The organism is Bradyrhizobium centrosematis, assembly GCF_045571495.1.
GTDB lineage: Bacteria > Pseudomonadota > Alphaproteobacteria > Rhizobiales > Xanthobacteraceae > Bradyrhizobium > Bradyrhizobium centrosematis.
Genome location: NZ_CP120703.1, coordinates 6005650 through 6026581, shown reverse-complemented (window position 1 = coordinate 6026581; position 20932 = coordinate 6005650). Strand labels below are relative to the sequence as shown.

18 protein-coding genes and 1 tRNA gene are annotated in these 20932 nt (G+C 65.0%); 13 read left to right on the top strand and 6 right to left on the bottom strand.

Going from position 1 to position 20932, the window contains the following annotated elements:
* Window positions 1–52 precede the first annotated feature (52 nt).
* The gene (locus P6U31_RS28710; protein WP_407185109.1) at window positions 53–694 is read left to right on the top strand and encodes a tyrosine-type recombinase/integrase; all 642 of its coding nucleotides are present in this window, start codon (window positions 53–55) and stop codon (window positions 692–694) included.
* 131 nt (window positions 695–825) lie between these two features.
* Entirely contained in the window at window positions 826–1833 is a 1008-nt protein-coding gene (locus P6U31_RS28705) for a transposase (RefSeq protein ID WP_407185108.1), read from the top strand.
* 222 nt (window positions 1834–2055) lie between these two features.
* Here P6U31_RS28705 and P6U31_RS28700 read toward each other — a convergent pair.
* Both P6U31_RS28700 and P6U31_RS28695 read right to left on the bottom strand, forming a co-directional pair.
* Window positions 2056–2131: transfer RNA gene (locus P6U31_RS28700), tRNA-Ile, on the bottom strand.
* Window positions 2132–2460: 329 nt separating this feature from the next.
* Window positions 2461–3435: a Bug family tripartite tricarboxylate transporter substrate binding protein gene (locus P6U31_RS28695; RefSeq protein WP_407185107.1), complete on the bottom strand. Its 975-nt coding sequence runs from the start codon at window positions 3433–3435 to the stop codon at window positions 2461–2463.
* Window positions 3436–3541: 106 nt separating this feature from the next.
* On the opposite strand from P6U31_RS28695, the gene P6U31_RS28690 reads away from it, so the two are divergent.
* Entirely contained in the window at window positions 3542–4504 is a 963-nt protein-coding gene (locus P6U31_RS28690; RefSeq protein ID WP_407185106.1) for a TAXI family TRAP transporter solute-binding subunit, read from the top strand.
* Between the two features lie 108 nt (window positions 4505–4612).
* Here P6U31_RS28690 and P6U31_RS28685 read toward each other — a convergent pair whose 3' ends face one another.
* Together P6U31_RS28685 and P6U31_RS28680 are read right to left on the bottom strand one after the other, a co-directional pair.
* A complete protein-coding gene (locus tag P6U31_RS28685) occupies window positions 4613–5827 on the bottom strand; it encodes an ABC transporter substrate-binding protein (protein WP_407185105.1) in 1215 nt (404 codons plus the stop codon).
* 101 nt (window positions 5828–5928) lie between these two features.
* Window positions 5929–6822: a substrate-binding domain-containing protein gene (locus P6U31_RS28680; protein ID WP_407185104.1), complete on the bottom strand. Its 894-nt coding sequence runs from the start codon at window positions 6820–6822 to the stop codon at window positions 5929–5931.
* Between the two features lie 270 nt (window positions 6823–7092).
* On the opposite strand from P6U31_RS28680, the gene P6U31_RS28675 reads away from it, so the two are divergent.
* The 3 genes from P6U31_RS28675 to P6U31_RS28665 are packed head-to-tail and all read left to right on the top strand — an operon-like array spanning window position 7093 to window position 11046.
* Window positions 7093–7920 (top strand): substrate-binding domain-containing protein, encoded by an 828-nt coding sequence (locus P6U31_RS28675; RefSeq protein ID WP_407185103.1) that lies wholly within the window; start codon window positions 7093–7095, stop codon window positions 7918–7920.
* Window positions 7921–7976: 56 nt separating this feature from the next.
* Entirely contained in the window at window positions 7977–9083 is a 1107-nt protein-coding gene (locus P6U31_RS28670; RefSeq protein ID WP_407185102.1) for a molybdopterin-binding protein, read from the top strand.
* 13 nt (window positions 9084–9096) lie between these two features.
* Window positions 9097–11046, top strand: a complete 1950-nt coding sequence (locus tag P6U31_RS28665; RefSeq protein ID WP_407185101.1) for a molybdopterin biosynthesis protein — start codon at window positions 9097–9099, stop codon at window positions 11044–11046.
* Window positions 11047–11120: 74 nt separating this feature from the next.
* Here P6U31_RS28665 and mobA read toward each other — a convergent pair whose 3' ends face one another.
* Both mobA and fdhD read right to left on the bottom strand, forming a co-directional pair.
* Window positions 11121–11777 (bottom strand): molybdenum cofactor guanylyltransferase MobA, encoded by a 657-nt coding sequence (gene mobA / locus P6U31_RS28660; protein WP_407185100.1) that lies wholly within the window; start codon window positions 11775–11777, stop codon window positions 11121–11123.
* The gene (gene fdhD / locus P6U31_RS28655) at window positions 11758–12648 is read right to left on the bottom strand and encodes a formate dehydrogenase accessory sulfurtransferase FdhD (RefSeq protein WP_407185099.1); all 891 of its coding nucleotides are present in this window, start codon (window positions 12646–12648) and stop codon (window positions 11758–11760) included. Before fdhD ends, mobA begins: the two co-directional genes overlap by 20 nt.
* A 208-nt stretch (window positions 12649–12856) precedes the next feature.
* On the opposite strand from fdhD, the gene mobB reads away from it, so the two are divergent.
* The 7 genes from mobB (at window position 12857) to P6U31_RS28620 (ending at window position 20853) form a co-directional block, all read left to right on the top strand.
* Complete coding sequence (gene mobB / locus P6U31_RS28650) at window positions 12857–13384, top strand: molybdopterin-guanine dinucleotide biosynthesis protein B (RefSeq protein ID WP_407185098.1); 528 nt, start codon at window positions 12857–12859, stop codon at window positions 13382–13384.
* Between the two features lie 9 nt (window positions 13385–13393).
* The gene (glp, locus tag P6U31_RS28645) at window positions 13394–14650 is read left to right on the top strand and encodes a gephyrin-like molybdotransferase Glp (RefSeq protein WP_407185097.1); all 1257 of its coding nucleotides are present in this window, start codon (window positions 13394–13396) and stop codon (window positions 14648–14650) included.
* 45 nt (window positions 14651–14695) lie between these two features.
* A complete protein-coding gene (locus P6U31_RS28640; protein WP_407185096.1) occupies window positions 14696–14929 on the top strand; it encodes a sulfurtransferase TusA family protein in 234 nt (77 codons plus the stop codon).
* 127 nt (window positions 14930–15056) lie between these two features.
* Window positions 15057–16490 carry a sigma-54-dependent transcriptional regulator gene (locus P6U31_RS28635; protein WP_407185095.1) on the top strand — a complete coding sequence of 478 codons (1434 nt, stop codon included), beginning with the start codon at window positions 15057–15059 and terminating at the stop codon, window positions 16488–16490.
* Window positions 16483–18507 (top strand): cache domain-containing protein, encoded by a 2025-nt coding sequence (locus P6U31_RS28630; RefSeq protein WP_407185094.1) that lies wholly within the window; start codon window positions 16483–16485, stop codon window positions 18505–18507. The genes P6U31_RS28635 and P6U31_RS28630 overlap by 8 nt, the downstream gene beginning before the upstream one ends.
* A gap of 341 nt (window positions 18508–18848) precedes the next feature.
* Window positions 18849–20501 carry an OFA family MFS transporter gene (locus tag P6U31_RS28625; RefSeq protein WP_407185093.1) on the top strand — a complete coding sequence of 551 codons (1653 nt, stop codon included), beginning with the start codon at window positions 18849–18851 and terminating at the stop codon, window positions 20499–20501.
* An 85-nt stretch (window positions 20502–20586) separates the two neighbouring features.
* On the top strand, window positions 20587–20853 hold the full coding sequence (locus tag P6U31_RS28620) for a hypothetical protein (protein WP_407185092.1): 267 nt from the start codon (window positions 20587–20589) through the stop codon (window positions 20851–20853).
* Window positions 20854–20932: the final 79 nt, after the last annotated feature.

Here is a 20932-nt window from a genome sequence, read left to right as displayed (position 1 = left end):
CGCCCCAGGAGTTCGGCCAAATATCATTGCGAGTCAGCGTTTGGAGTGCGGAATGAGATTGGCGGACGAGACGAAGCGATTTCTGGACTATTGCGCGGTTGAACGGCAGCTTTCGGCGAATACACGTGAAGCCTATTGCTACGATTTGGCCGACTATCGCAAATGGCTATCCGCCCGCACTGAGGAAATTGCTGTTTCGACCGATGCATTGCGGAATTATCTCGAGGACATGACGAACGCGCGCGGGTTGTCGGCTGGCACCATTCGACGGCGCAAGGCTTGTCTGCGTTCGTTCTTCGGATACCTTGAAGACGAGGAAAAATGGGTAAATCCGTTTGTCGGATGGCGTTTGAAGTTGCCGCGACGAAGGCGCCTCCCGCGTGCGCTATCACAGCGTGAGGCTGGGCAGTTGCTCTCGTCGCATCAAGCAGCAGCAAAGGAGGCGTCCCCCAGAGCCAGGCGCTCGATAGACATAGAGCTTCGACTTATGGTCGCAACCGGCATTCGCGTTGGCGAATTGTGTAGCTTGCGGACCAGCGATATCTGGCAAGATGGCTCTGCTTTACGTATTCGCGGCAAGGGAGCTCGCGATCGCTTGGTGTATGTCGCGGATCCAAGCCTGTGCGCAGATTTGCTGAAGTTAGTGTCTCTCCGCCTGAAACATTTGGGGGTCGTGTCCCCAGCGGTGGTGTAGCTCGGTAGAGCAAAGCCGCCCGTACGCGCGCTCCCAAATAGCGCCGTAGCGGGCGGGCGGCTTTGCGGTGGTCACCGGCAGTTCTCCGGTAGGATCGGTTACGACACACCAACGCAACCGAGGACCCACCGATGACCGGCGACATGATGAACCTGCGCACGCTGGTAGAGGGGACCCCTGATGCCGATCTGCTGCGCGAGATGATCGGCTTTGCGGCCCAGCGGCTGATGGAGCTGGAAGTCGAAGGGCAGACCGGGGCGGCCTACGGCGAGAAGAGCCCCGAGCGTCTGGCCCAGCGCAATGGCTACCGCGACCGGATCTGGAAGACCCGCGCCGGTGCAGTCGAACTACGCATCCCCAAGCTGCGCAAGGGCTCCTACTTTCCGGGTTTCCTGGAGCCGCGTCGGATGGCCGAGAAGGCGCTCACGGCCGTGGTGCAGGAAGCCTATGTGCAGGGCGTCTCGACCCGCTCGGTCGACGACCTGGTCCAGGCGATGGGCATGAGCGGCATCTCCAAGAGCCAGGTCTCGCGGCTGTGCGCGGAGATCGACGACAAGGTGAAGGCGTTCCTTGCCCGGCCGATCGAGGGGGATTGGCCGTATCTGTGGATCGACGCCACCTACGTGAAGGTGCGCCAGAATGGCCGCATCGTGTCGGTCGCGGTGATCGTCGCCCCTGACGGCACGCTTCCGTCTGCCCGGTCCACGCATCACTCGCACTTGGGCGCAGGCGCGGATATGACGCGGGTTACCCTCGGGAAGAGCCGGGTGCGGGAAAGCCGCCTGCCCGGATCTGTGAGGGCGAAAGCCAAATGGCTGCGCTACTCGACCACGATCCATTTGGGGCAGCCGGGGCCTCTGTTTGTTAACCGACGCGGGGCAGTTCTTAGACCTCACTCGGTTAGATCGAGGTTGCGGATTATAGCCGGAGAAGCTGGCCTCAAACGCCGAGTGACTCCTCATATGTTACGCCATACCGCTGCGACGCTGCTCATTGAAAACGGAGCGGATATTCGGATTGTTCAGAAACTGCTCGGACATTCGAGCATTGCGACCACTGAGATTTATACCCACGTTTCCGACGAAGCACTTCGACGAACGCTGGAACGTGCAAATGTGTTGGGCCTCCTTGCGGCTTGAACCCCCTTTGAAGGGAGCGGGGTGGATCTTTCGTTGTGTGTGACCTCCGCGACGTGCTGTTGGTTGAAAACGGGCGGCGATCGAACTGATTGCCTCCGCTCGAGGGCATTTAGATCCTGCTCGCGCGATGGATCACGAACGAAAGATGGACGTATCTGGTGCGGTTTCTGGTGCGGCGGTTGCGCAGCAGGCAACGAGAACGAAGTAAGCTATTGATTATGTTGGTGGGCCCGGCAGGACTCGAACCTGCAACCAGACCGTTATGAGCGGCCGGCTCTAACCATTGAGCTACAGGCCCCGCCGCGAGGCGTCCGCGGCGAGGCGCGGCCGGCAACGGTGCGCGGTTCGTTTACAGGGATGAAGGCGGGGGTGCAATGCTGGCTCCCGCGGATGGGAATGCCGGGGTGATCATGCGGGCCGCTTTCGAATACCCGAAATCGGCGATGATGCCTCTATACCCCTGTTTTGCCCGACGACGCAAACCGCACCCCCGAAGGCTTGAGTTTTGGGTCGTGTAACCCATTGAAATAACTGGCCTCATCTACTGTGCTTGGGGTTGTTTTGCGACTTTTGATGTGAGGGGGCCTCTTGGGTCCCCTCCGACGTTTTGGCCAGCTGCAGGTCCGCCTAGTCCACCGAGACCCCGGCGAACTCGACCACCTTGCGCCACTTCTCGGTTTCGTCCGTGACCAGCTTGCCGAACTCGACCGGCGTCATCGGCTTGGGCAGGCCGCCGACCTCGGTGAGGCGCGCCACCAGCTTCGGATCCTTCAGCGCTTCGCCGACGGCCTTGTTGAGGGTCTCGATCACCTCGCTCGGCGTGCCCTTCGGCGCGGAGATGCCGTAGAAGCCGACCGATTCGAAGCCCGGCACGGTCTCGGCGATCGCGGGCACGTCGGGCACGCTGGGCCAGCGCTGCGGCGAGGTCACGCCCAGCGCGCGGACGTTGCCGCCCTTCACCTGCTCCATCGCCGAGGGCAGATTGTCGAAGATCAGCTGCACCTTGTTGGAGATGATGTCGGGGAAGGCGATCGCGGAGCCGCGATAGGGCACGTGCACCATGTCGCACTTCGTCATCGCCTTGAACAGCTCGGCCGACATGTGCACCGAGGTGCCGTTGCCGGAGGAGGCATAGGAGATCTTGCCGGGATTGGCCTTGCAATAGTCGATGAACTCCTGGACGGTCTTGGCGGGGAACGCGTTTGAGACGACCAGCATGTTGGTGAGCTGCATGATGCTCGCGACCGGCACGGTGTCGCGCAGGAAGTCGAACGGCAGCTTCTTGTAGAGCGAGGTCGAGATCGCGTTGTTGGGCGCGACGAACAGCAGCGTGTAGCCGTCGGGCGGTGCGCTGATCGCGGCGGCGGCGGCGATATTGCCGCCGGAACCTGTGCGGTTCTCGACGATGAATTGCTGGCCGAGACGGTCGGACAGCCACTGCGCCATGATCCGCGCGACGATATCGACCGGCCCGCCGGCGGCAAAGCCGATCAGCCAGTGCACGGGGCGGTCGGGATAGGCGGCGGAGGCCGGAGGCGTGGCGCTGAAAAGACCCATGAGAATCGCGAGCCCGAAAACACCGTGACGCAAAATTCGCAACATGACACCTCCCATTGTTCTATTGTGGTTGGCGGCATGCTTTCACAAAATCGGTGCCCTGCCTACATCGCCGCAAGTCGGTGTTGACGCAGGCCCGGCGGAAATGACCATGAGATTCGCGATCATCCTTCTCGCGGCAGTCGTGCTCGGCGGCCCGGCCGCAGCTCAAACCGGAGGCAACGCCATTCCGACCACGACGATCAGTCTTGGCACCGCGACGCCCGGCGGCGGCTTTCCGCTCTATGGCAACGCCTTCGCCGAGGTGATGAACGCGGCCGATCCGCAAATCCTGATCGCGCCCCGCAACACCAAGGGCAGCAACGAGAACATCCCGCTGCTGGAGAAGGGCGAGCTCGATCTTGCGCTGGTTGCAGGCGAGCCGGCCTATGAGGCCTTCGCCGGCATCGGCCGAGCGCCGGTGCGGCTGAAGATCCTCACCGCGATCTATTCCAACCCCGGCATGTTCGTGGTGCGCGCGGACAGTCCCTACCGGACGATCCGGGATCTCGTCGGCCAGTCCGTCGCGTTCGGCGCCAAGGGCTCGGGCCTGCCGATCCTGGCGCGCTATATGCTGGACGGGCTCGGCCTGAAGCAGGACGAGGATTTCAAGGCCGTCTATCTTGACCGCGCCGGCGATGGTCCCGCGATGGTCGAGGACGGCCGGGTCGCCGCGCTCTGGGGCGCCGGCATCGGCTGGCCAGGCTTTGCCGCGGTGGCATCGAGCGCCTCGGGCGCCCGCTTCATCGCGCCTGATGTCGAAGAGATGACGCGCATCCGCGCCAAGCATTCCTTCCTGAAGCCGCTGCTGGTGCCGCCGGGCAGCTATCCGAAGCAGGACGCGCCGATCGCGTCGCTGGGGTCGTGGAGCTTCGTGCTGACGCGCGAGGATCTGCCCGACGACGTCGCCTATCGCCTGGCGAAGACGCTTCACGGCAACGAAGCCACGTTCTGCAAGAAGCTCGCCCAGGCCTGCGAGACCACCGCGTCGAACACGGTGGCGGCCGCGCCGAAGGCGGAGCTGATCCACCCCGGCGTGATGAAGTATTTTCGCGAGATCGGGGTGGTGAAGTGATGGTCGCCTGAGGCGACCGTCGTTCCGGGGCGGTGCGCAGCACCGAACCCGGAAGCTCGAGATTCGGGCTCTGGTCCTTCCCGAAATGACGATCGCTTCAAACGATCGTCACTTCTTCACCATCGCGCACGCCGGGTCCGGCGGCCCGAACGCCTTGTCGCCGGAGATGGTCGTGAGGATCTTGTAATAGTCCCACGGATATTTGCTCTCCTCCGGCGTCTTCACCTGCACCAGCCAGAGGTCGTGCACCATCAGATTGTCCTCACGCAGCTTGCCGTTGCGGGCGAAGAAATCCTCGATCGGCTTCTCGCGCATCTTGGCGGCGACCTTGAGCGGGTCGTCGGTGCCGGTTTCCTTGATGGCGTTGAGATAGTGCATCACGCTGGAATAGACGCCGGCCTGCCACATCGACGGCATCTTGTTCATCTTGGCGAAGTAGCGCTTCGACCATTCGCGGGTCTTGTCGTCCATGTCCCAGTAGAACGACGTCGTCAGGAGCAGGCCCTGCGCCGCCTGCAGGCCGAGGCCGTGGATGTCGGTGATCAGCGCCAGCAGCGCCGCCATCTGCTGGCCGCCCTTGAACACGCCGAACTCCGAGCCGGTCTTGATCTCGTTCATGTTGTTGGGGGGACCGGCGGCAATGCCGATGATCTTGGCCTTGGAGGCCTGCGCCTGCAGCACGAAGGAGGAGAGATCAGGCGTTGCCAGCGGCGGTCGCACCGAGCCCAGCACCTTGCCGCCATTGGCGGTGACGACCGCGGAGGCGTCGCGCTCAAGAGAATGGCCGAAGGCGTAGTCGTCGGTAATGAAGAACCAGCTGTCGCCGCCGCGCCTGACCACCGCATCCGCGGTGCCGACCGCGAGCGCGCGGGTGTCGAACACCCACTGGATCGCGTAAGGCGAGCAGAACTTGCCGTGGAAGTCCGCGGTGCCGGTGGAGTGGGTGATGAACAGCCGCTTCTTCTCGTTGGCGATGTTCTGCACCGCGAGTCCGACCGCCGAGACCGGCACGTCGACGATCAGGTCGACCTGGTCGACGTCGAACCAGCGCCGCGCCAGCGAGGCGCCGATGTCGGCCTTGAGCTGGTGGTCGCCGACCACGATGCTGATCGGCTTGCCGAGCACGGTGCCGCCGAAATCGTCGATCGCCATCTGCGCCGCCGTCACCGAACCCTGGCCGGTCGGCGCGGAGGCCGGGCCGTTCATGTCGGTGAGCACGCCGATCTTGACGACGTCGTCGGAAACCTGCGCCGGTGCCGGCGCCGACATCAGCGTCGCCGCCAAGGCGGCCGCGACCGGTAGTCCAAATCTCGTTGGATTCACGCCTGTCCTCCCCTGATCCGGCTCGTTGGCCGGTGTTACCCCCGGGGTGTGCCCCGGCTGAATTGGTTTCTTTTGCAACTATTTGGGGGCGGGCGTCAATGTCAGGCTGCGTAGCGGATCTGGCCTGCGGGCGAGGGATCATAGCCGGTCAGCTCCTCGGCGCGCTGACGCAGCCGCCTTTCGGCGAGAAACCGGATCAGAGCCTGCATGGCCGGGCGGAAATAGCTGCGCTGCCGCATCGCGAGGTCAAAGTTCTCCCAGATCAGCGGCACGAAATCGAGACCCGCCGAGCGCGCGGTGGCACGCGTCGCGATCCCGCAATCGGCCTGACCGGCGCGGACCAGTTCGGCGAGGTCCGGACCGGTCAGGGACGGCGTTGCAACCTGGCGCAAATCCCGCGTCGAGGCGCCCGCGCGCTTGAGCAGCACGTCGAGCAGCATCTGCGCGCCCGTGCCCTGTTGCCGCATCGCCACCCGCGCGCCGAGCGCGAGCACGTCGGTCAGGCCGTGCAGGTGCTTCGGATTGCCCTGCGGCAGCACGAGACCCTGCTCGCGGCGCACGAACGCGACCAGCACCGCATCATGCAGGTCCGGAGCGGCGCGCAGCGCGTCGATACTGGCATCGCCAGGGAGATCGTCGGACGCATCCAGGCCGTGGAAGTGCACCGCCGCCGCCATCACCTCGTTACGCTGCAGCCGCTCGAGCCCGCGCACGCTGCCCTCGCTCATCGAGCCGAGGCCGGAGCCGGATTCGCGCAAGCTCCAATCCAAGAGCTCGTCGTGGCTGCCACCCACGACCGGCGGCGGCTCCGCGATCAGCATGCCGGCTGGACGCGCGAGGCCCGACAGCACCCAGAGATCGAGTTCGTGCCGAGGAAAGAGCCACTTCCCGGTTACCTTGGTGCAAGGGATCGCGCCGGTGGTGACGAGTTCGTAGAGCTTGCGTTCGCCGAGCCGAAGATAGTCGGCGGCTTCGCTGGTCGTCAGGAATTCCATCCTGCATTCCTATGCAAATTCTTGCTTCTTTTTGACGTTCGACGCAGGTGGAATTCTGCATTTTCAATTGGTGTCCGCGGGAACCATGCCCGATCATCTCGCTGCTTTGCAACACATCCGCGCGCGCGATTTCTGCTTTGGTGAACGATCCTGAATCGCTCCGCGCGTTGCCGAAATTTCCCGGCTGAAATGCGCAAAAAACAGTCGCGTCACGAGTGCGGCGCAATCGATCAGCATCATGATCAGGTCATAGCCAAGGGAACCCCGATCATGGGCCGCCTGTCCGTTGCATTCGCGCTTGTCTGCAGCCTCATCGCGAGCGCGGCGGCATTATCTGCGGAGGACCGCACCATCGTCCTGGCCACGACCACGTCGACGCAGGATTCCGGCCTGCTCGACTACCTGCTGCCGGTCTTCCGCGACAAGACCGGCATCGAGGTGACTGTGATCGCGCGCCGCGCCGACGAGGTGCTCAACGGGCCGCGAAGGGGCGAGGCGGACGTCGTGCTGATGCACGCGCGGCCACAGGAGGAGAAGTTCGTCGCCGACGGGTTCGGCGTGAAGCGGTTCGACGTGATGTACAATGACTACGTGCTGATCGGACCGAAGAGCGATCCGGCGGCCGTGAAGGGCAAGGACATCGCGACGGCGCTGAAGGCGATCGAAGCCAAGGGCGCGCCGTTCGTGACCCGCGGCGATCGGTCGGGCACGCACGCCGCGGAGCTCGCGCTGTGGATCGTCGCCGGCATCGATATCGCCGCCGCCAAGGGCGCCTGGTACCGGGAGGCCGGGCAGGGCATGGCCTCGGCCCTCGACGCCGCACGCGCTGCCAATGCCTATGTGCTGTCGGATCGCGGCAGCTGGATCTCGTTTCGCGATCGCGGCGATCTCGACGTCGTGGTCGAAGGCGACCGGCGGCTGCTCAATCAGTACGGTGTGATGCTGGTGAACCCCGAGAAGTTTCCGAACGTGAAGAAGGATCTCGCGCAGACCTTCATCGACTGGCTCACCTCGCCGGAGGGGCAGACAGCGATCGCCGGCTACAAAGTCGACGGACAGCAGTTGTTCTTCCCAAATTCGGACAGGTCGGGCGGTTGAACGCCCGCATCGCCGGCGGTTGCCAAACCGGGCGATGCATGGTCCATCATGGCGCAATGACCCAGCGCCTGCCGCCCTCGCTGACGCCGCTCGACACCGCCCTTGCCGCGTTGCTGCGAGGCATTGATCCCGTCGCGCCGGTGCAGGTGCCGCCGGCGGAAGCGATCGGCTGTATTACCGCGGGAACGCCATTGCTTGCGGCGCATCCGCCGCGCGACATTGCGGCCGCAGACGGTTGGGCGCTGCGCGCCCATGATCTCGTCGGCGCGTCCTCTTATGCCCCGCTGATTCTGACGGAAGAGCCGGCGTGGGTCGAGGCGGGCGAGGCGATGCCGGCGGGATGCGATTGCGTGCTCGATGCCGACGCGGTGGAGCTGTCCGGTCCGCTCGTGCAGGTCTTGGCGGAAGGCGTGCCGGGGCAGGGCGTCCGACGCGCCGGTAGCGACATCGCGGAGCGCACGCCTGCCGGTGCCGAAGGCTGTCCGGTCGGTGTGGTGGATCTGCTGCCCGCGAGCGTTGCGGGTTTGCAAAATCTCGGCGTGCGGCGGCCCCGGCTGCGCATCGTCAATGTGCCGGGGGCAACGGCAACGATGGATGTGATCGCCGGGCTTGCGCGTGCCGCGGGACTGGACGTGGACAGGCGCGAAGCCGGTGCGCGCGATCAGACATCGATTGCCGAGGCGCTCGATGCGTCCTCTTGTGATCTCCTGCTGACGATCGGTGGCAGCGGCGTCGGTCGCCGGGATGCCGCTGTCATGGCCCTGGCCCAGCGCGGCGAGGTGACGGCACACGGCCTCGCGCTGCAGCCTGGACGGACCGCCGCGATCGGCCGGCTCGGGCAGGTTCCCGTGGTCGCATTGCCCGGCTCGTCCGATGCTGCGCTTGCGGCGTGGCTCGCGCTCGTGCTGCCGCTCGTCGATCGCCTTTCGGCGCGTCGGCCGCGCCGAAAAGTGTCGCTGCCGCTCGCGCGAAAAATCGCATCCACTGTCGGCATCACCGAGATCGCTTTGCTGGCCGAGGAACATCGCGCCTGGATGCCGCTTGCCGTGGGCGAATGGTCGGTTCAGGCAATTGCCCGTGCGGACGCATGGCTGCTCATTCCTGCGAGTGACGAGGGATTTGCGGCAGGTACGCCGGTCGATGCCCATCTGATGCGGGCGTGATATGGGTCCTGGCATGACGATGATCCCGAGATCACCAGACCGCAGCGCGCTCGAGCAGGAGCAGTTCCTAAAGATCCTGTCGCGCGAGGAGGCTCTGGCGCGCTTCGAGGCGGCGCTGTTCCCGCGTGCGCTTCCGTCCGATACGCGCAAGCTTGGTGCCGCGCTCGGCGCGATGCTCGCCGAAGACATCACGGCGTCGATCGACGTTCCCCCGTTCGACCGTTCCAATGTCGACGGCTTTGCCGTGCGTTCTGCCGACCTTTCTGCGGCCGGGGAAGGTGCCGCCATTTGCCTCGTGCTGAACGGTGAAACCATTCACTGCGGTACCGCGCCGAGGCTGCAAGTGGCGGCGGGAACCGCCACGGCGATCGCCACCGGCGGCCCGCTGCCGCGGGGCGCGGATGCTGTGGTCATGGTCGAGCATACCCAACCGGCCGGCCCCGATGCGATCGAGGTTCGCCGTGCCGTCTCGCCCGGTCAGTTCGTGTCCTACGCAGGCTCCGACATTGCGCGCGGCGAGGCGCTGCTGCGCGCCGGCACCATCATCGGCTCGCGCGAGATTGGCATGCTGGCGGCTTGCGGCATTGCCGAGGTCAACGTGACGCGCAAGCCGCGCGTGGCCGTGATCTCCACCGGTGATGAACTGGTTCAGCCCGGCGGAGCTCTTCCGCCAGCCGCGATCTACGACACCAACGGAGCGGTTGTCGCTGCTGCGATCGATGAAAACGGCGGCGAGGCGGTCTTCCTTGGCGCCATTGCCGACGATGAAGCCAAGCTCGAAGCCGCCATGCGTGCCGCGCTTGCGGATGCCGACATGCTGGTGCTGTCAGGCGGCACGTCGAAAGGCGCGGGCGACCTGTCCCATCGCATCATCGGCCGGCTCGGTGCGCCCGGCATCATCGCGCATGGCGTTGCGCTCAAGCCCGGCAAGCCGCTCTGCCTTGCAGTGTGCGACGGCAAGCCCGTGGTGATCCTGCCGGGCTTTCCGACCTCGGCCATGTTCACCTTCCACGACATGATCGTGCCGGTGCTGCGCAAGCTGGCCGGTCTGCCGCCGCGCTCGGATGCTAAGGTGAGTGCGACCGTTCCGGTTCGCATCGCGTCCGAGCTCGGTCGCACCGAGTTCGTCATGGTCTCGCTGGTCGAGGGCAAGAGGGGCCTGATCGCCTATCCTTCCGGCAAGGGTTCCGGCGCGATCACGTCCTTTGCGCAGGCCGACGGCTTTTTGCGCATCGATGCGCTCGCCGACCAGATGCCGGCCGGGACGGAAACCGAGGTGACGCTGTTCACGCCGCATGTGCGGGTGCCCGATCTCGTCATCGTCGGCAGCCATTGCACCGGCCTCGATCTCGTCACCGCACGGCTCGCGCATGCCGGTCTGACCGTCCGCTCGATCGCCGTCGGCAGCCTCGGCGGACTCGCGGCTGCAAAGCGCGGCGAATGCGACCTCGCGCCGATCCATCTTTTCGACGACAAGACCGAGACCTACAACTCTCCCTATCTTGCCGAGGGGCTCGAGCTCGTGCCGGGCTGGCGGCGGATGCAGGGCATCGTGTACCGCAAGGGCGATAGGCGTTTCGAGGGCATCGGTGCGAAGGAGGCCGTCGCCGCCGCGCTCGCCGATCCCGCCTGCATCATGGTCAACCGCAACCAGGGCGCCGGGACGCGCATCCTGATCGACCGCTTGCTCGGCGGTGCGCGGCCGGACGGCTATTGGAACCAGCCGCGCTCGCACAACGCAGTCGCGGCGGCCGTCGCACAGCACCGCGCCGATTGGGGCATGACCATCGCACCGGTCGCCGATGCGGCCGGTCTCGGTTTCATTCCGCTCGCGGAAGAGCATTATGATTTCGCGCTGGTGACGGCACGCAAGGACCGGCCGGCGGTGCTTGCATTTTTCGACGCGCTCGGCTCGGACGAGGTGCGTGCAGCGTTGAAGCGAGCGGGCTTCCGGCCCGCATAAGAGCGGACGCGATGACGCGACTTTGGCGACGCGGTCCGGCGTGGAGCTTACGGGTAAGACCGCGCGACAACGCCTCAGGCCGCATCATCCAGCGCCGCCAGCCGTTCGGCCTCGGCAATGTCCTCGATCGTATTGGCATTGAAGAACGGATCGAGCGGCTCGGTTGGCCAGGTCACCGTCGCCAGCGGATAGCGCGCGGTCCAGCGGTCGATCTTGCGGAGGTCTTCGACGACCAGCGCGTGGCGCAACTCGCCACGCAGGGCGACGCGCCACAGGCCGATGACGGGATGGGACTGGTCGCCTGATGCGGCGACCGCGAGCTGCGCGTTCTCACGCTCGCGGGCGTCATGCAGGCGGGCAACCAGATCGCGCGGCAGGAACGGGCAGTCGCCGGCGGCGCTGAGCACCCATTCGACGTCCGGCCGGTTCGCGGCGGTCCAGTCCAGCGCGGCAAGGATGCCGGCGAGCGGGCCGGGAAAGCCGGGCACGTCGTCGGCGACGACCTGCAGGCCGAACGCGGCGAACCGCGCGGGATCGCCGTTCGCATTGAGGATCAACCCGATGCATTGAGGTTTCAGACGCGCGATCACGCGCTCCAGAATGCTGCGGCCAGCGATGGTGCGCATCGGCTTGTCGCCGCCACCCATGCGCCGCGCCAGGCCTCCGGCCAGCAGCACGCCAAGAGTTGATGGAATGCCCGTCAGCGGAATGTCAGTCGTCACCGCCTTCACCCTTGCGCTTGTGCTTGGCCGATTCCTCTTCGACGTAAGCGAGGTTCTGGTCGTAGACAATCCGCTCCTCGCCGGCGAGCGCGATGAAGCGCTTGCCGCGGGTGCGGCCGATCAGCGTCAGACCGACCTGCCTCGCGAGATCGACGCCCCAGGCGGTGAAGCCCGAGCGTGACACCAGGATCGGAATGCCCATGCGCACGGTCTTGATGACCATTTCCGAGGTGAGGCGTCCCGTCGTGTAGAGGATCTTGTCTGAGGCATCGACGCCGTGGCGGTACATCCAGCCGGCGATCTTGTCGACGGCGTTGTGGCGGCCGACGTCCTCGGTGTAGCAGAGCGGGGTGCCTTCCTTGCACAGCACGCAGCCGTGAATCGCGCCGGCTTCCAGATACAGGGACGGCATGGTGTTGATGGTCTGCGTCATCTGGTAGAGCCAGGAGGTGCGCAGCTCCGCCTTCGGCAACGCGACGCTCTCGACCGCCTCCAGCAGGTCGCCGAAAGCAGTGCCCTGTGCGCAGCCCGAGGTCTGCGTGCGCTTCTTCAGCTTGGCTTCGAAATTGGTGTTGTGCTCGGTGCGCACGACGACGACCTGGAGATCGTCGTCGTATTCGACCTCGGTGACCACGTCATTATATTTCAGCATGTTCTGGTTCAGCAGGTAGCCGAGCGCCAGATATTCCGGATAGTCGCCGATCGTCATCATGGTGACGATCTCCTGCGCATTCAGATAGAGCGTCAGCGGCCGCTCCATCGGCACCTTGATCTCGACCCTGGCGCCGGTCTGGTCGGTCCCGATCACGCTCTGGGTCAGGCGCGGGTCGTCCGGATTGGGGATGATCAGGGGCACCGGGGTCTTGTCGATCTTCATCATGGCGGAGAGGTTAGCATGACATTCGGGTCAAGCCGATATAAGCATGATCGGGAATGGGCAAGATGCCTCCACTCGTCATTGCGAGCGCAGCGAAGCAATCCAGGAATGCCCCCGCGGAGACGGTCTGGATTGCTTCGCTGCGCTCGCAACGACGGTGGAAGGCTGGGGTTCCATCGGCCAGCGAGCCGTTGGCGGAGATCGAACGGTCATGAAAGTCATCGGCCTTGCAGGCTGGAGTGGTGCGGGCAAGACCACGCTGTTGACGCGGCTGATCCCGCATTTCAACGCGCAGGGCCTGCGCGTCTCGGTCATCAAGCATGCGCATCACCAGTTCGATGTCGACGTGCCCGGAAAGGATTCCTGGCGCCATCGCGAGGCCGGTGCGGCCGAAGTATTGGTTGCGTCGTCAAACCGCTGGGCCCTGATGCACGAACTGCGCGGCGCGGCCGAGCCCAAATTGCCGGAACTATTGGGCAAGCTGGCCGCGGTCGATCTCGTCATAGTCGAGGGTTTCAAGCGCGAGCCGCATCGCAAGATCGAGGTGCATCGCGCCGCGAACGGCAAGCCGCTGCTGTTTCCCGACGATCCCGGGATCGCGGGAATCGCGACCGACACCGCCATTGACACAGGGCTACCGACCGTCCATCTCGACGATATCGCGGCTGCCGCGGAATTGTTGCTGCGCGCGGCGATGCCGGTCGAGGAGGCGGTGGCGAAGAGCGCCGCGATACGCTGACGAGGCACCATGGCGCAACTCTCGGACGATTGCTTTGCCTTCGGCGGCCCGATGATGTCGGTCGACGAGGCCGTTGGTCTCATCACGACGCGCGTCAATGCGATCGTCGATCTGGAGACGGTGGCGCTCATCGACGCAGACGGGCGCGTGCTGGCACACGACATCGCCGCGCCGCTGCCGTTGCCGCCCTTCACCAACTCGGCCGTCGACGGCTACGCCGTACGCACTGCCGATCTCCCTGTTAGCCTGGAGCAGGCGTTCCCGCTTGACGGCCGCATTCAGGCCGGCGGGCTTGCACAGGCACCGATCAAGCCTGGTCACACCGCGCGCATCTTCACGGGCGCGCCGATGCCGCCCGGCGCGGCGACCGTCTTCATGCAGGAAGATGTCCACGTCGACGAGACCGGCAAGATCGTGCTGCCGCCCGGGCTGAAGGCTGGCGCCAATGTCCGGCCTGCAGGCGAGGACATTCCCCAAGGACATGTCGCGCTGCGCGCCGGTCAGCGCTTGCGGCCGCAGCACGTCGCGCTCGCCGCGGCCTTCGGGCTGACTCGGCTTGATGTGGTCAGACGCATTCGCGTTGCCGTGTTCTCGACCGGCGACGAGCTGGCTTCCCCTGGCGAGCCACGGGCGCCCTCGCAGCTGTTCGATTCCAACCGTTTCATGCTGATGGCGATGCTTCGCCGACTCGGTTGCGAGGTCAGCGATCTCGGCATTCTGCGCGACGAGCGGACGTCGCTTGCGAATGGCCTGAAGCAGGTTGCAGGGCGGCACGACCTGATCCTGACCACCGGCGGGGTTTCAACCGGCGAGGAAGACCACGTCAAGGCGGCGGTCGAGAGCATCGGCTCGCTGGTGCTATGGCGGATGGCGATCAAGCCCGGCCGGCCCGTGGCGATGGGCATCATGGACGGCACGCCGCTGATCGGATTGCCCGGCAATCCCGTCGCGAGTTTCGTCACGTTCGTCCATGTGGTGCGGCCGACGGTGTTGGCGCTGGCGGGCGGCCTGCCGGAGCCGTTAATGCCCATCCCGTTACGTGCGGCGTTTACTTACAAGAAGAAGGCTGGCCGGCGTGAATATGTGCGCGCTTCGCTGCGACGCAGGCAGGACGGCGGGCTCGAGGCGATCAAGTTTCCGCGCGAGGGAGCGGGGCTGCTGTCCTCGCTGGTCGAAACCGACGGCCTGGTCGAACTCGGCGAGAGCGTCACGGCAGTCGAGCCCGGGCAGCAGGTCGGCTTTCTGTCCTACGCCGGTCTGCTCTAGAGACCCTGCGTTGACGCCATCGCTTGCTCCCGCCATGTTGCGTTCATGACCAGAACGATGCTCGATCTCACCGGACTGAAATGCCCGCTGCCCGCCCTCAAGACGCGCAGGGCGCTCAAGCCTTTGCAGCCGGGCGATCAGCTCGAGGTTCACTGCACCGACCCCTTGTCGGTGATTGACATTCCGAACCTGATTCGCGAGACCGGTGACAAGGTCGAGATCACCGAGCGCAACGAGGCGCGCATCGTGTTCCTGGTCGAAAAGAGCGACGCCCCGTAGAAAGGCGAATGTTCACCGCGGTGACGTTTGACTATGCTGCCCCGGCGGAGGGGACGGCCGGAGTTTCGCTGCAATGCGAAATGTGCCGGCTATTGCGGTGGATGATCTCAAACCTAAGACGTCGGGCATGACACTCCCATCACCTAGGGCAAGCGCGGGCGCAGGTCCCGCGGTGGGCCGCGAGCCTGCCGTCAAGCTCGGCAAGACGGTCGCAGGGCCGGAATTCGGCGCGCTGGCGCAGGCCTCGATCCTGATCGTCGACGACGAGCCGGGCATGCGGAATTTCCTGGTGCGTACGCTTGCGCCACGCTGCAAGCTGGTGGACGAGGCGGCCGATACCGACCAGGCCTCGCGCAAGCTCGATTCCAACCGCTACGACGTCGTCATTCTCGACAATATCATGCCCGGCAAGAACGGCGTCGATTGGCTCGCTGAGCAGCGCGCCGTCGGCTTTTTCGCCGACGCCATCCTGATCACCGCCTATGCCGACCTCGACACCGCGATCCAGGCCCTGCGTGCCGGTGCGGCCGATTTCGTGCTCAAGCCGTTCCGCTCCAACCAGATCCTCAACGCGGTGGCACGATGTCTCGATCGTGTCCGCCTCCAACGCGAGAATTACGTCCTGCGCTATGCGCTGCGGGCCTCGTCCGACCGCACCTTCCTGCGCGACAATCTGATCGGGCAGTCGGCCGCGACGCTGCGCGTGCGCGAGACCATCGCGCGCGTCGCGTGCCTGCCGACCTCGGTTCTCCTCACCGGCGCATCCGGCACCGGCAAGGAAGTGGCGGCGCGCTCGATTCACTCGCTGTCCGACCGTGCCGACAAGCCCTTCGTGCCCGTGAATTGCGCGGCGATCCCGCCCGAGATGATCGAGGCCGAGCTGTTCGGGCACATCAAGGGCGCCTTCACCGGCGCCGATTCCGGGCGTGAAGGCCTGTTCCTGTATGCCCATGGCGGCACGCTGTTCCTCGACGAGATCGGGGAGCTGCCGCTGCCGATGCAGAGCAAGCTGCTCCGTGTGCTGGAGGATCGCCGCGTCCGCCCGGTCGGCTCCGAGCGCGAAGTTCCGGTCGACCTGCGCTTCGTGTTCGCGACCAATGCCGAGCTTCAGAAGGAGGTCGATAAGGGCCGCTTCCGAGCCGATCTGTTCTACCGGCTGAATGTGATGCAGATCCATCTGCCGCTCCTGAAGGATCGCGGCGACGACGTGCTGGAGCTTGCCGCCATCTTTATGAGCAAGCTGTCGGCTCAGCTCGGCATGCCGCCGGTGCCGATCGACGCCTCGGTGCGGGCGGCGCTCGCGAGCTATGACTGGCCGGGCAATGTGCGCGAGCTGCGCAACCTGATCGAGCGCACGCTGATCCTCGGCGCCTTTCCCGACGACTTCGCCGGTCCCCGCAATGACGGCCAGTCGGTGCCAGCCGACAGTCTCGCTGAACTCGAGCGCCGTCACATTCTCGGCGTGCTGAAGGAGGTCAATGGCAATCGCGAGGAGGCGGCTCGGCGCCTCGGTATCTCGCGCAAGACCATCGATCGCAAATGCGCGTTGTGGGATGTCTGATGCTGCCGGCCGCAGCGACGAGCCGGTGCGGGGACGCTCCGTCCGCTTCCGGCTGCTCGCGATCGCTCTGCTGCCGATGCTCGTCATCCTGCCGCTCCTGCTCGGCGTTGCGATCTATCGCTGGAACGCGAAATTCGACGCGACCCTGATCTCCAAGGTGAACGGCGACCTCACCATCGCCCACCAATATCTCGCCCGTATCCTGGAGAAGACCGGCGTCCAGGTCCGGGCGCTCAGCCTGTCGGCCCGCTTCCACGAGGCGCTGTCGCCTGATGCGCACGGCGCCTTACGGGATCTGCTCGACGAGACCCGCAAGGAAATCGGTCTCGATTTCCTGTATCTGACCAATGATCGCGGCGACGTCCTGGCCTCGTCGCCACCGCTGCAGCGCCAACCGCGAAGCGACTGGCCGATCATCGCATCGGCGCTGTCAGGCCAGGTCTCGGCGACCGGCGTCGACATTTTCGGCAATGACGAGCTCGCCGCGATTTCGCCGGCGCTGGCCGAGCGCGCGCGGCTGGACCTGGTGCCGACCCCGAACGCGGTGCCGACCGACCGCAGCACGGAGACGCGCGGCATGGTCGTGCATGCGGCGAGCAGGGCGATGCTGCCCGACGGCGGCGCCGCGGCGCTGGTCGGCGGCACGCTGCTCAACCAGAATCTCGAATTCATCGACACGATCAACGATCTGGTCTATCGCGCCGCGAGCCTGCCTGAGGGCAGCCAGGGCACCGCGACGCTGTTCCTGGACGACGTGCGGATATCGACCAATGTCCGTCTGTTCGAGGGAAGGCGCGCGCTCGGCACGCGCGTGTCGGCGGCGGTGCGCTCCGCCGTGCTCGGCGAGGGGCACACCTGGCTCGACAGCGCTTTCGTGGTCAACGACTGGTACATCTCCGCCTACGAGCCGCTGGTCGACAGCTACGGCAAGCGGGTCGGCATGCTCTACGTCGGCTTCCTGGAGAAGCCGTTCAGCGAAGCCAAATACCAGACATTGGTGATCATCATCGCAGCGTTCATCGCGATCACCGCCGCGACCGTTCCGATCTTCCTGCGCTGGGCGACCTCCATCTTCATGCCGTTGGAGCGCGTTACCGCGACGATCACCGAGGTGGAGCGCGGCAACCTGTCCGCCCGGACCAAGATGCCGGTGTTGGGTGACGAGATCGGCCGGGTCGCGGTTCATCTCGACAGCCTGCTCGACCAGATCCAGGAGCGCGACCGACAGCTACGGGAATGGAACGAGGAGCTGAACGCCCGCGTGCTGGAGCGCACCCGCGACCTCGAGCATGCCAATCTCAAGCTCGAGGCAACGACCAAGCAGCTCATCATGTCCGAGAAGCTGGCTGCGATCGGCGAGATCACCGCCGGCGTCGCGCACGAGATCAACAATCCGATCGCGGTGATGCAGGGCAATCTCGACGTCATCCGCAGCGTGTTCGGGGCCGATGCCGACAAGGCGAAGGTCGAGTTTCGCCTGCTCGACGAACAGATCCACCGCATCAGCCAGATCGTGACCAAGCTGCTGCAGTTTGCGCGGCCGGAGGAATATGCCGGCTATGTCGAGCGCCATACGCCGGCAAGCGTCATCTCCGACTGCCTGCCGCTGGTGCAGCATCTCCTCAACAAGACCGAGATCTCCGTGGTCAGGGACGACCGCGCCAACCGCCTCGTGCTGATGAACCGCAACGAATTGCAGCAGGTCCTGGTCAATCTCATCGTCAACGCGATCCACGCCATGCCGGACGGCGGAACCTTGACGCTCCGTTCCTTCGATGCCGAGCGCGAGGGCCATCGAGGCGTCGTCATCGAGGTCGCCGACACCGGCATCGGCATGAGCACCGAGGTGATCGAGAAGATCTTCGATCCCTTCTACACCACGAAGCGGCTGCAAGGGACCGGGCTCGGCCTCTCCATCAGCCAGACGCTGATCAAGCGCCAGGGCGGGCAGATCACGGCCGAAAGCCAACTCGGTTCCGGGAGCACGTTCACGGTGTGGCTGCCGGAAGCGACCTGACCGGACATTTTGTCCTGGGATCCTGGACATTCTGTCCGACGAAGTACATTGCATTGCGGGAAGTCGTTGAATCGTCACGATCCGACTTCTGGCACGCGCGTTGCTCACATCAAGACAGGGTGTTGAGGGGGGATGAGGCGCGATAGCTGTCACGGCAACGCTGCTTGCGGGGCGAAGGGACATCGCCCGCGGTCGGTCGCTTGCTCGGCGCACATGAAGCGATGCGCACCGGTGATTCCACTTCGGCATGAAATCCGACCTGTCATGCGCGGCTGCCAAGCACGCGCAGGACCGGTCTCAAACCGATGTGCCGGCAAGGCCGCGCGTGGGAGGTAATGCTTATGACGACTGCCGATACCGTTTATGCACCGCTTGGTGCTTCCGGCTTGCTGGATCGTGAACGCACGATCGCGAAGGCCGGTTTCAATCGCTGGCTGGTGCCGCCGGCCGCGTTGTGCATCCATCTCTGCATCGGCATGGCCTACGGGTTCTCGGTGTTCTGGCTGCCGCTGTCGCGCGCGATCGGCATCTCGCAGAGCAAGGCCTGCCCCGACATCTCGTTGTGGCAGGAGCTCTTCACCACGACCTGCGACTGGAAGGTCGCAAGTCTCGGCTGGATGTACACGCTGTTCTTCGTCCTGCTCGGCGTGTCTGCCGCGATTTGGGGTGGCTGGCTCGAGCGAGCCGGACCGCGCAAGGCCGGTTTCGTCGCCGCGCTCTGCTGGGGCGGCGGCCTTCTGATCGGCGCTTTCGGAGTCTATGTCCACCAACTCTGGATCATGTGGCTCGGGGCTGGCGTCATCGGCGGCGTCGGCCTCGGCCTCGGCTACATCTCGCCGGTGTCGACGCTGATCAAATGGTTCCCCGATCGCCGCGGCATGGCGACGGGCATGGCCATCATGGGCTTCGGCGGTGGCGCGATGATCGGTGCGCCGCTCGCCAATCTCTTGATCAACTACTTCAAAAGCACGAGCGACGTCGGCGTGTGGCAGACCTTCGTCGTGTTGGGGGTGATCTACTTCATCTTCATGACGATCGGCGCCTTTTCGTATCGGGTGACGCCGCCCGGCTGGCAGCCCGACGGCTGGACGCCGCCGAGCGAAAAGAAGTCGATGATCACCGAGCACCATGTGCACCTCAACGACGCGCACAAGACGCCGCAATTCTGGCTGATCTGGTGGGTGCTCTGCTTGAACGTCTCGGCGGGCATCGGTGTCATCGGCATGGCCTCGCCCATGCTCCAGGAGATCTTTGCCGGCAAGCTGATCGGCCATCCGGACCTCACCTTCGGCCAGCTTTCGGTTGAACAGAAGGCAGCGATCGCGGCGATCGCCGCCGGATTTGCCGGTCTGCTGTCGCTGTTCAATATCGGCGGACGGTTCTTCTGGGCCTCGATGTCGGACCTGATGGGCCGCAAGAACACCTACTACACGTTCTTCATCCTCGGCATCGCGCTCTACGCGCTGGCCCCCACCTTCGCGGCGATGGGCTCGAAGCTGCTGTTCGTGCTCGGCTTCGGCATTATCTTGTCGATGTATGGCGGTGGCTTCGCCACGGTGCCCGCCTATCTTGCCGACATGTTCGGAACCCAGTTCGTCGGCGCCATCCACGGCCGCCTGCTGACGGCTTGGTCGACGGCCGGCATCATCGGGCCCGTGGTGGTCAACTACATCCGCGAGTTCCAGCTCGCGGCCGGCGTACCGCGCGACCAGCTCTACAACACGACGATGTACATCCTGTGCGCCATGCTGATCGCCGGTCTGATCTGCAACTACATGATCAAGCCGGTGGATCCGAAGTGGAACATGAGCCACGAGGAAGTCGCCAAATTGCAGGCGGCCAGCGCGAAGAGCGAGGCGTCGATCCAGCACGGCTCGTTCGGCATCGGCAAGGGCGGGCTCGACGCCAAGGCGGCGTTGTTCTGGGCCTTCGTCGGCGTGCCGCTCGCCTGGGGCGTCTGGAAGACGCTGGAGAGCGCGGTCAAGATCTTCTGATCGCAGCTTCATCGCGGGCGGGAGCGCACCGTGCGCGCTCCCGCCGCTCATTCAATTGTCTCAAGATCATCCCAGGGGGAATTCGATGGTTCGTAGACTCGTTTGTGCCGCCGCCATGCTGCTCGTCGCCGGCGTCCTACAATCCGCATCCGCACAGACCGCGGCGCCACCGGCCGCAACCGAGGCCAAGCCCGGCAAGATCAAGCTGACCGCGCAGAAGCTCAAGGACATGAAAGCCAAGTGGAGCGCCAACAAGCCGAAGCTCAAGGAGTGCCGCAAGGATGTGAAGGCCAAGGGCCTCGCGGGTGACGACCGCTGGTTTTATATCGAAGAGTGCATGGGCAAGAGCTGACCCATCGGCGCCGGGGCGTGGAGGGTACCTGCAGTCTTGGAGCTGAAGCTCGATACGATTTCGCTATCGCAGCATAGGA

Coding starts and splice junctions, on each gene's coding strand:
- P6U31_RS28710 (WP_407185109.1), top strand. CDS start 53: ATGAGATTGGCGGACGAGACGAAGCGATTTCTGGACTATTGCGCGGTT.
- P6U31_RS28705 (WP_407185108.1), top strand. CDS start 826: ATGACCGGCGACATGATGAACCTGCGCACGCTGGTAGAGGGGACCCCT.
- P6U31_RS28695 (WP_407185107.1), bottom strand. CDS start 3,435: ATGTTGCGAATTTTGCGTCACGGTGTTTTCGGGCTCGCGATTCTCATG.
- P6U31_RS28690 (WP_407185106.1), top strand. CDS start 3,542: ATGAGATTCGCGATCATCCTTCTCGCGGCAGTCGTGCTCGGCGGCCCG.
- P6U31_RS28680 (WP_407185104.1), bottom strand. CDS start 6,822: ATGGAATTCCTGACGACCAGCGAAGCCGCCGACTATCTTCGGCTCGGC.
- P6U31_RS28675 (WP_407185103.1), top strand. CDS start 7,093: ATGGGCCGCCTGTCCGTTGCATTCGCGCTTGTCTGCAGCCTCATCGCG.
- P6U31_RS28670 (WP_407185102.1), top strand. CDS start 7,977: ATGACCCAGCGCCTGCCGCCCTCGCTGACGCCGCTCGACACCGCCCTT.
- P6U31_RS28665 (WP_407185101.1), top strand. CDS start 9,097: ATGACGATGATCCCGAGATCACCAGACCGCAGCGCGCTCGAGCAGGAG.
- fdhD (WP_407185099.1), bottom strand. CDS start 12,648: ATGATGAAGATCGACAAGACCCCGGTGCCCCTGATCATCCCCAATCCG.
- mobB (WP_407185098.1), top strand. CDS start 12,857: ATGAAAGTCATCGGCCTTGCAGGCTGGAGTGGTGCGGGCAAGACCACG.
- glp (WP_407185097.1), top strand. CDS start 13,394: ATGGCGCAACTCTCGGACGATTGCTTTGCCTTCGGCGGCCCGATGATG.
- P6U31_RS28640 (WP_407185096.1), top strand. CDS start 14,696: ATGACCAGAACGATGCTCGATCTCACCGGACTGAAATGCCCGCTGCCC.
- P6U31_RS28635 (WP_407185095.1), top strand. CDS start 15,057: ATGACACTCCCATCACCTAGGGCAAGCGCGGGCGCAGGTCCCGCGGTG.
- P6U31_RS28630 (WP_407185094.1), top strand. CDS start 16,483: ATGTCTGATGCTGCCGGCCGCAGCGACGAGCCGGTGCGGGGACGCTCC.
- P6U31_RS28625 (WP_407185093.1), top strand. CDS start 18,849: ATGACGACTGCCGATACCGTTTATGCACCGCTTGGTGCTTCCGGCTTG.
- P6U31_RS28620 (WP_407185092.1), top strand. CDS start 20,587: ATGGTTCGTAGACTCGTTTGTGCCGCCGCCATGCTGCTCGTCGCCGGC.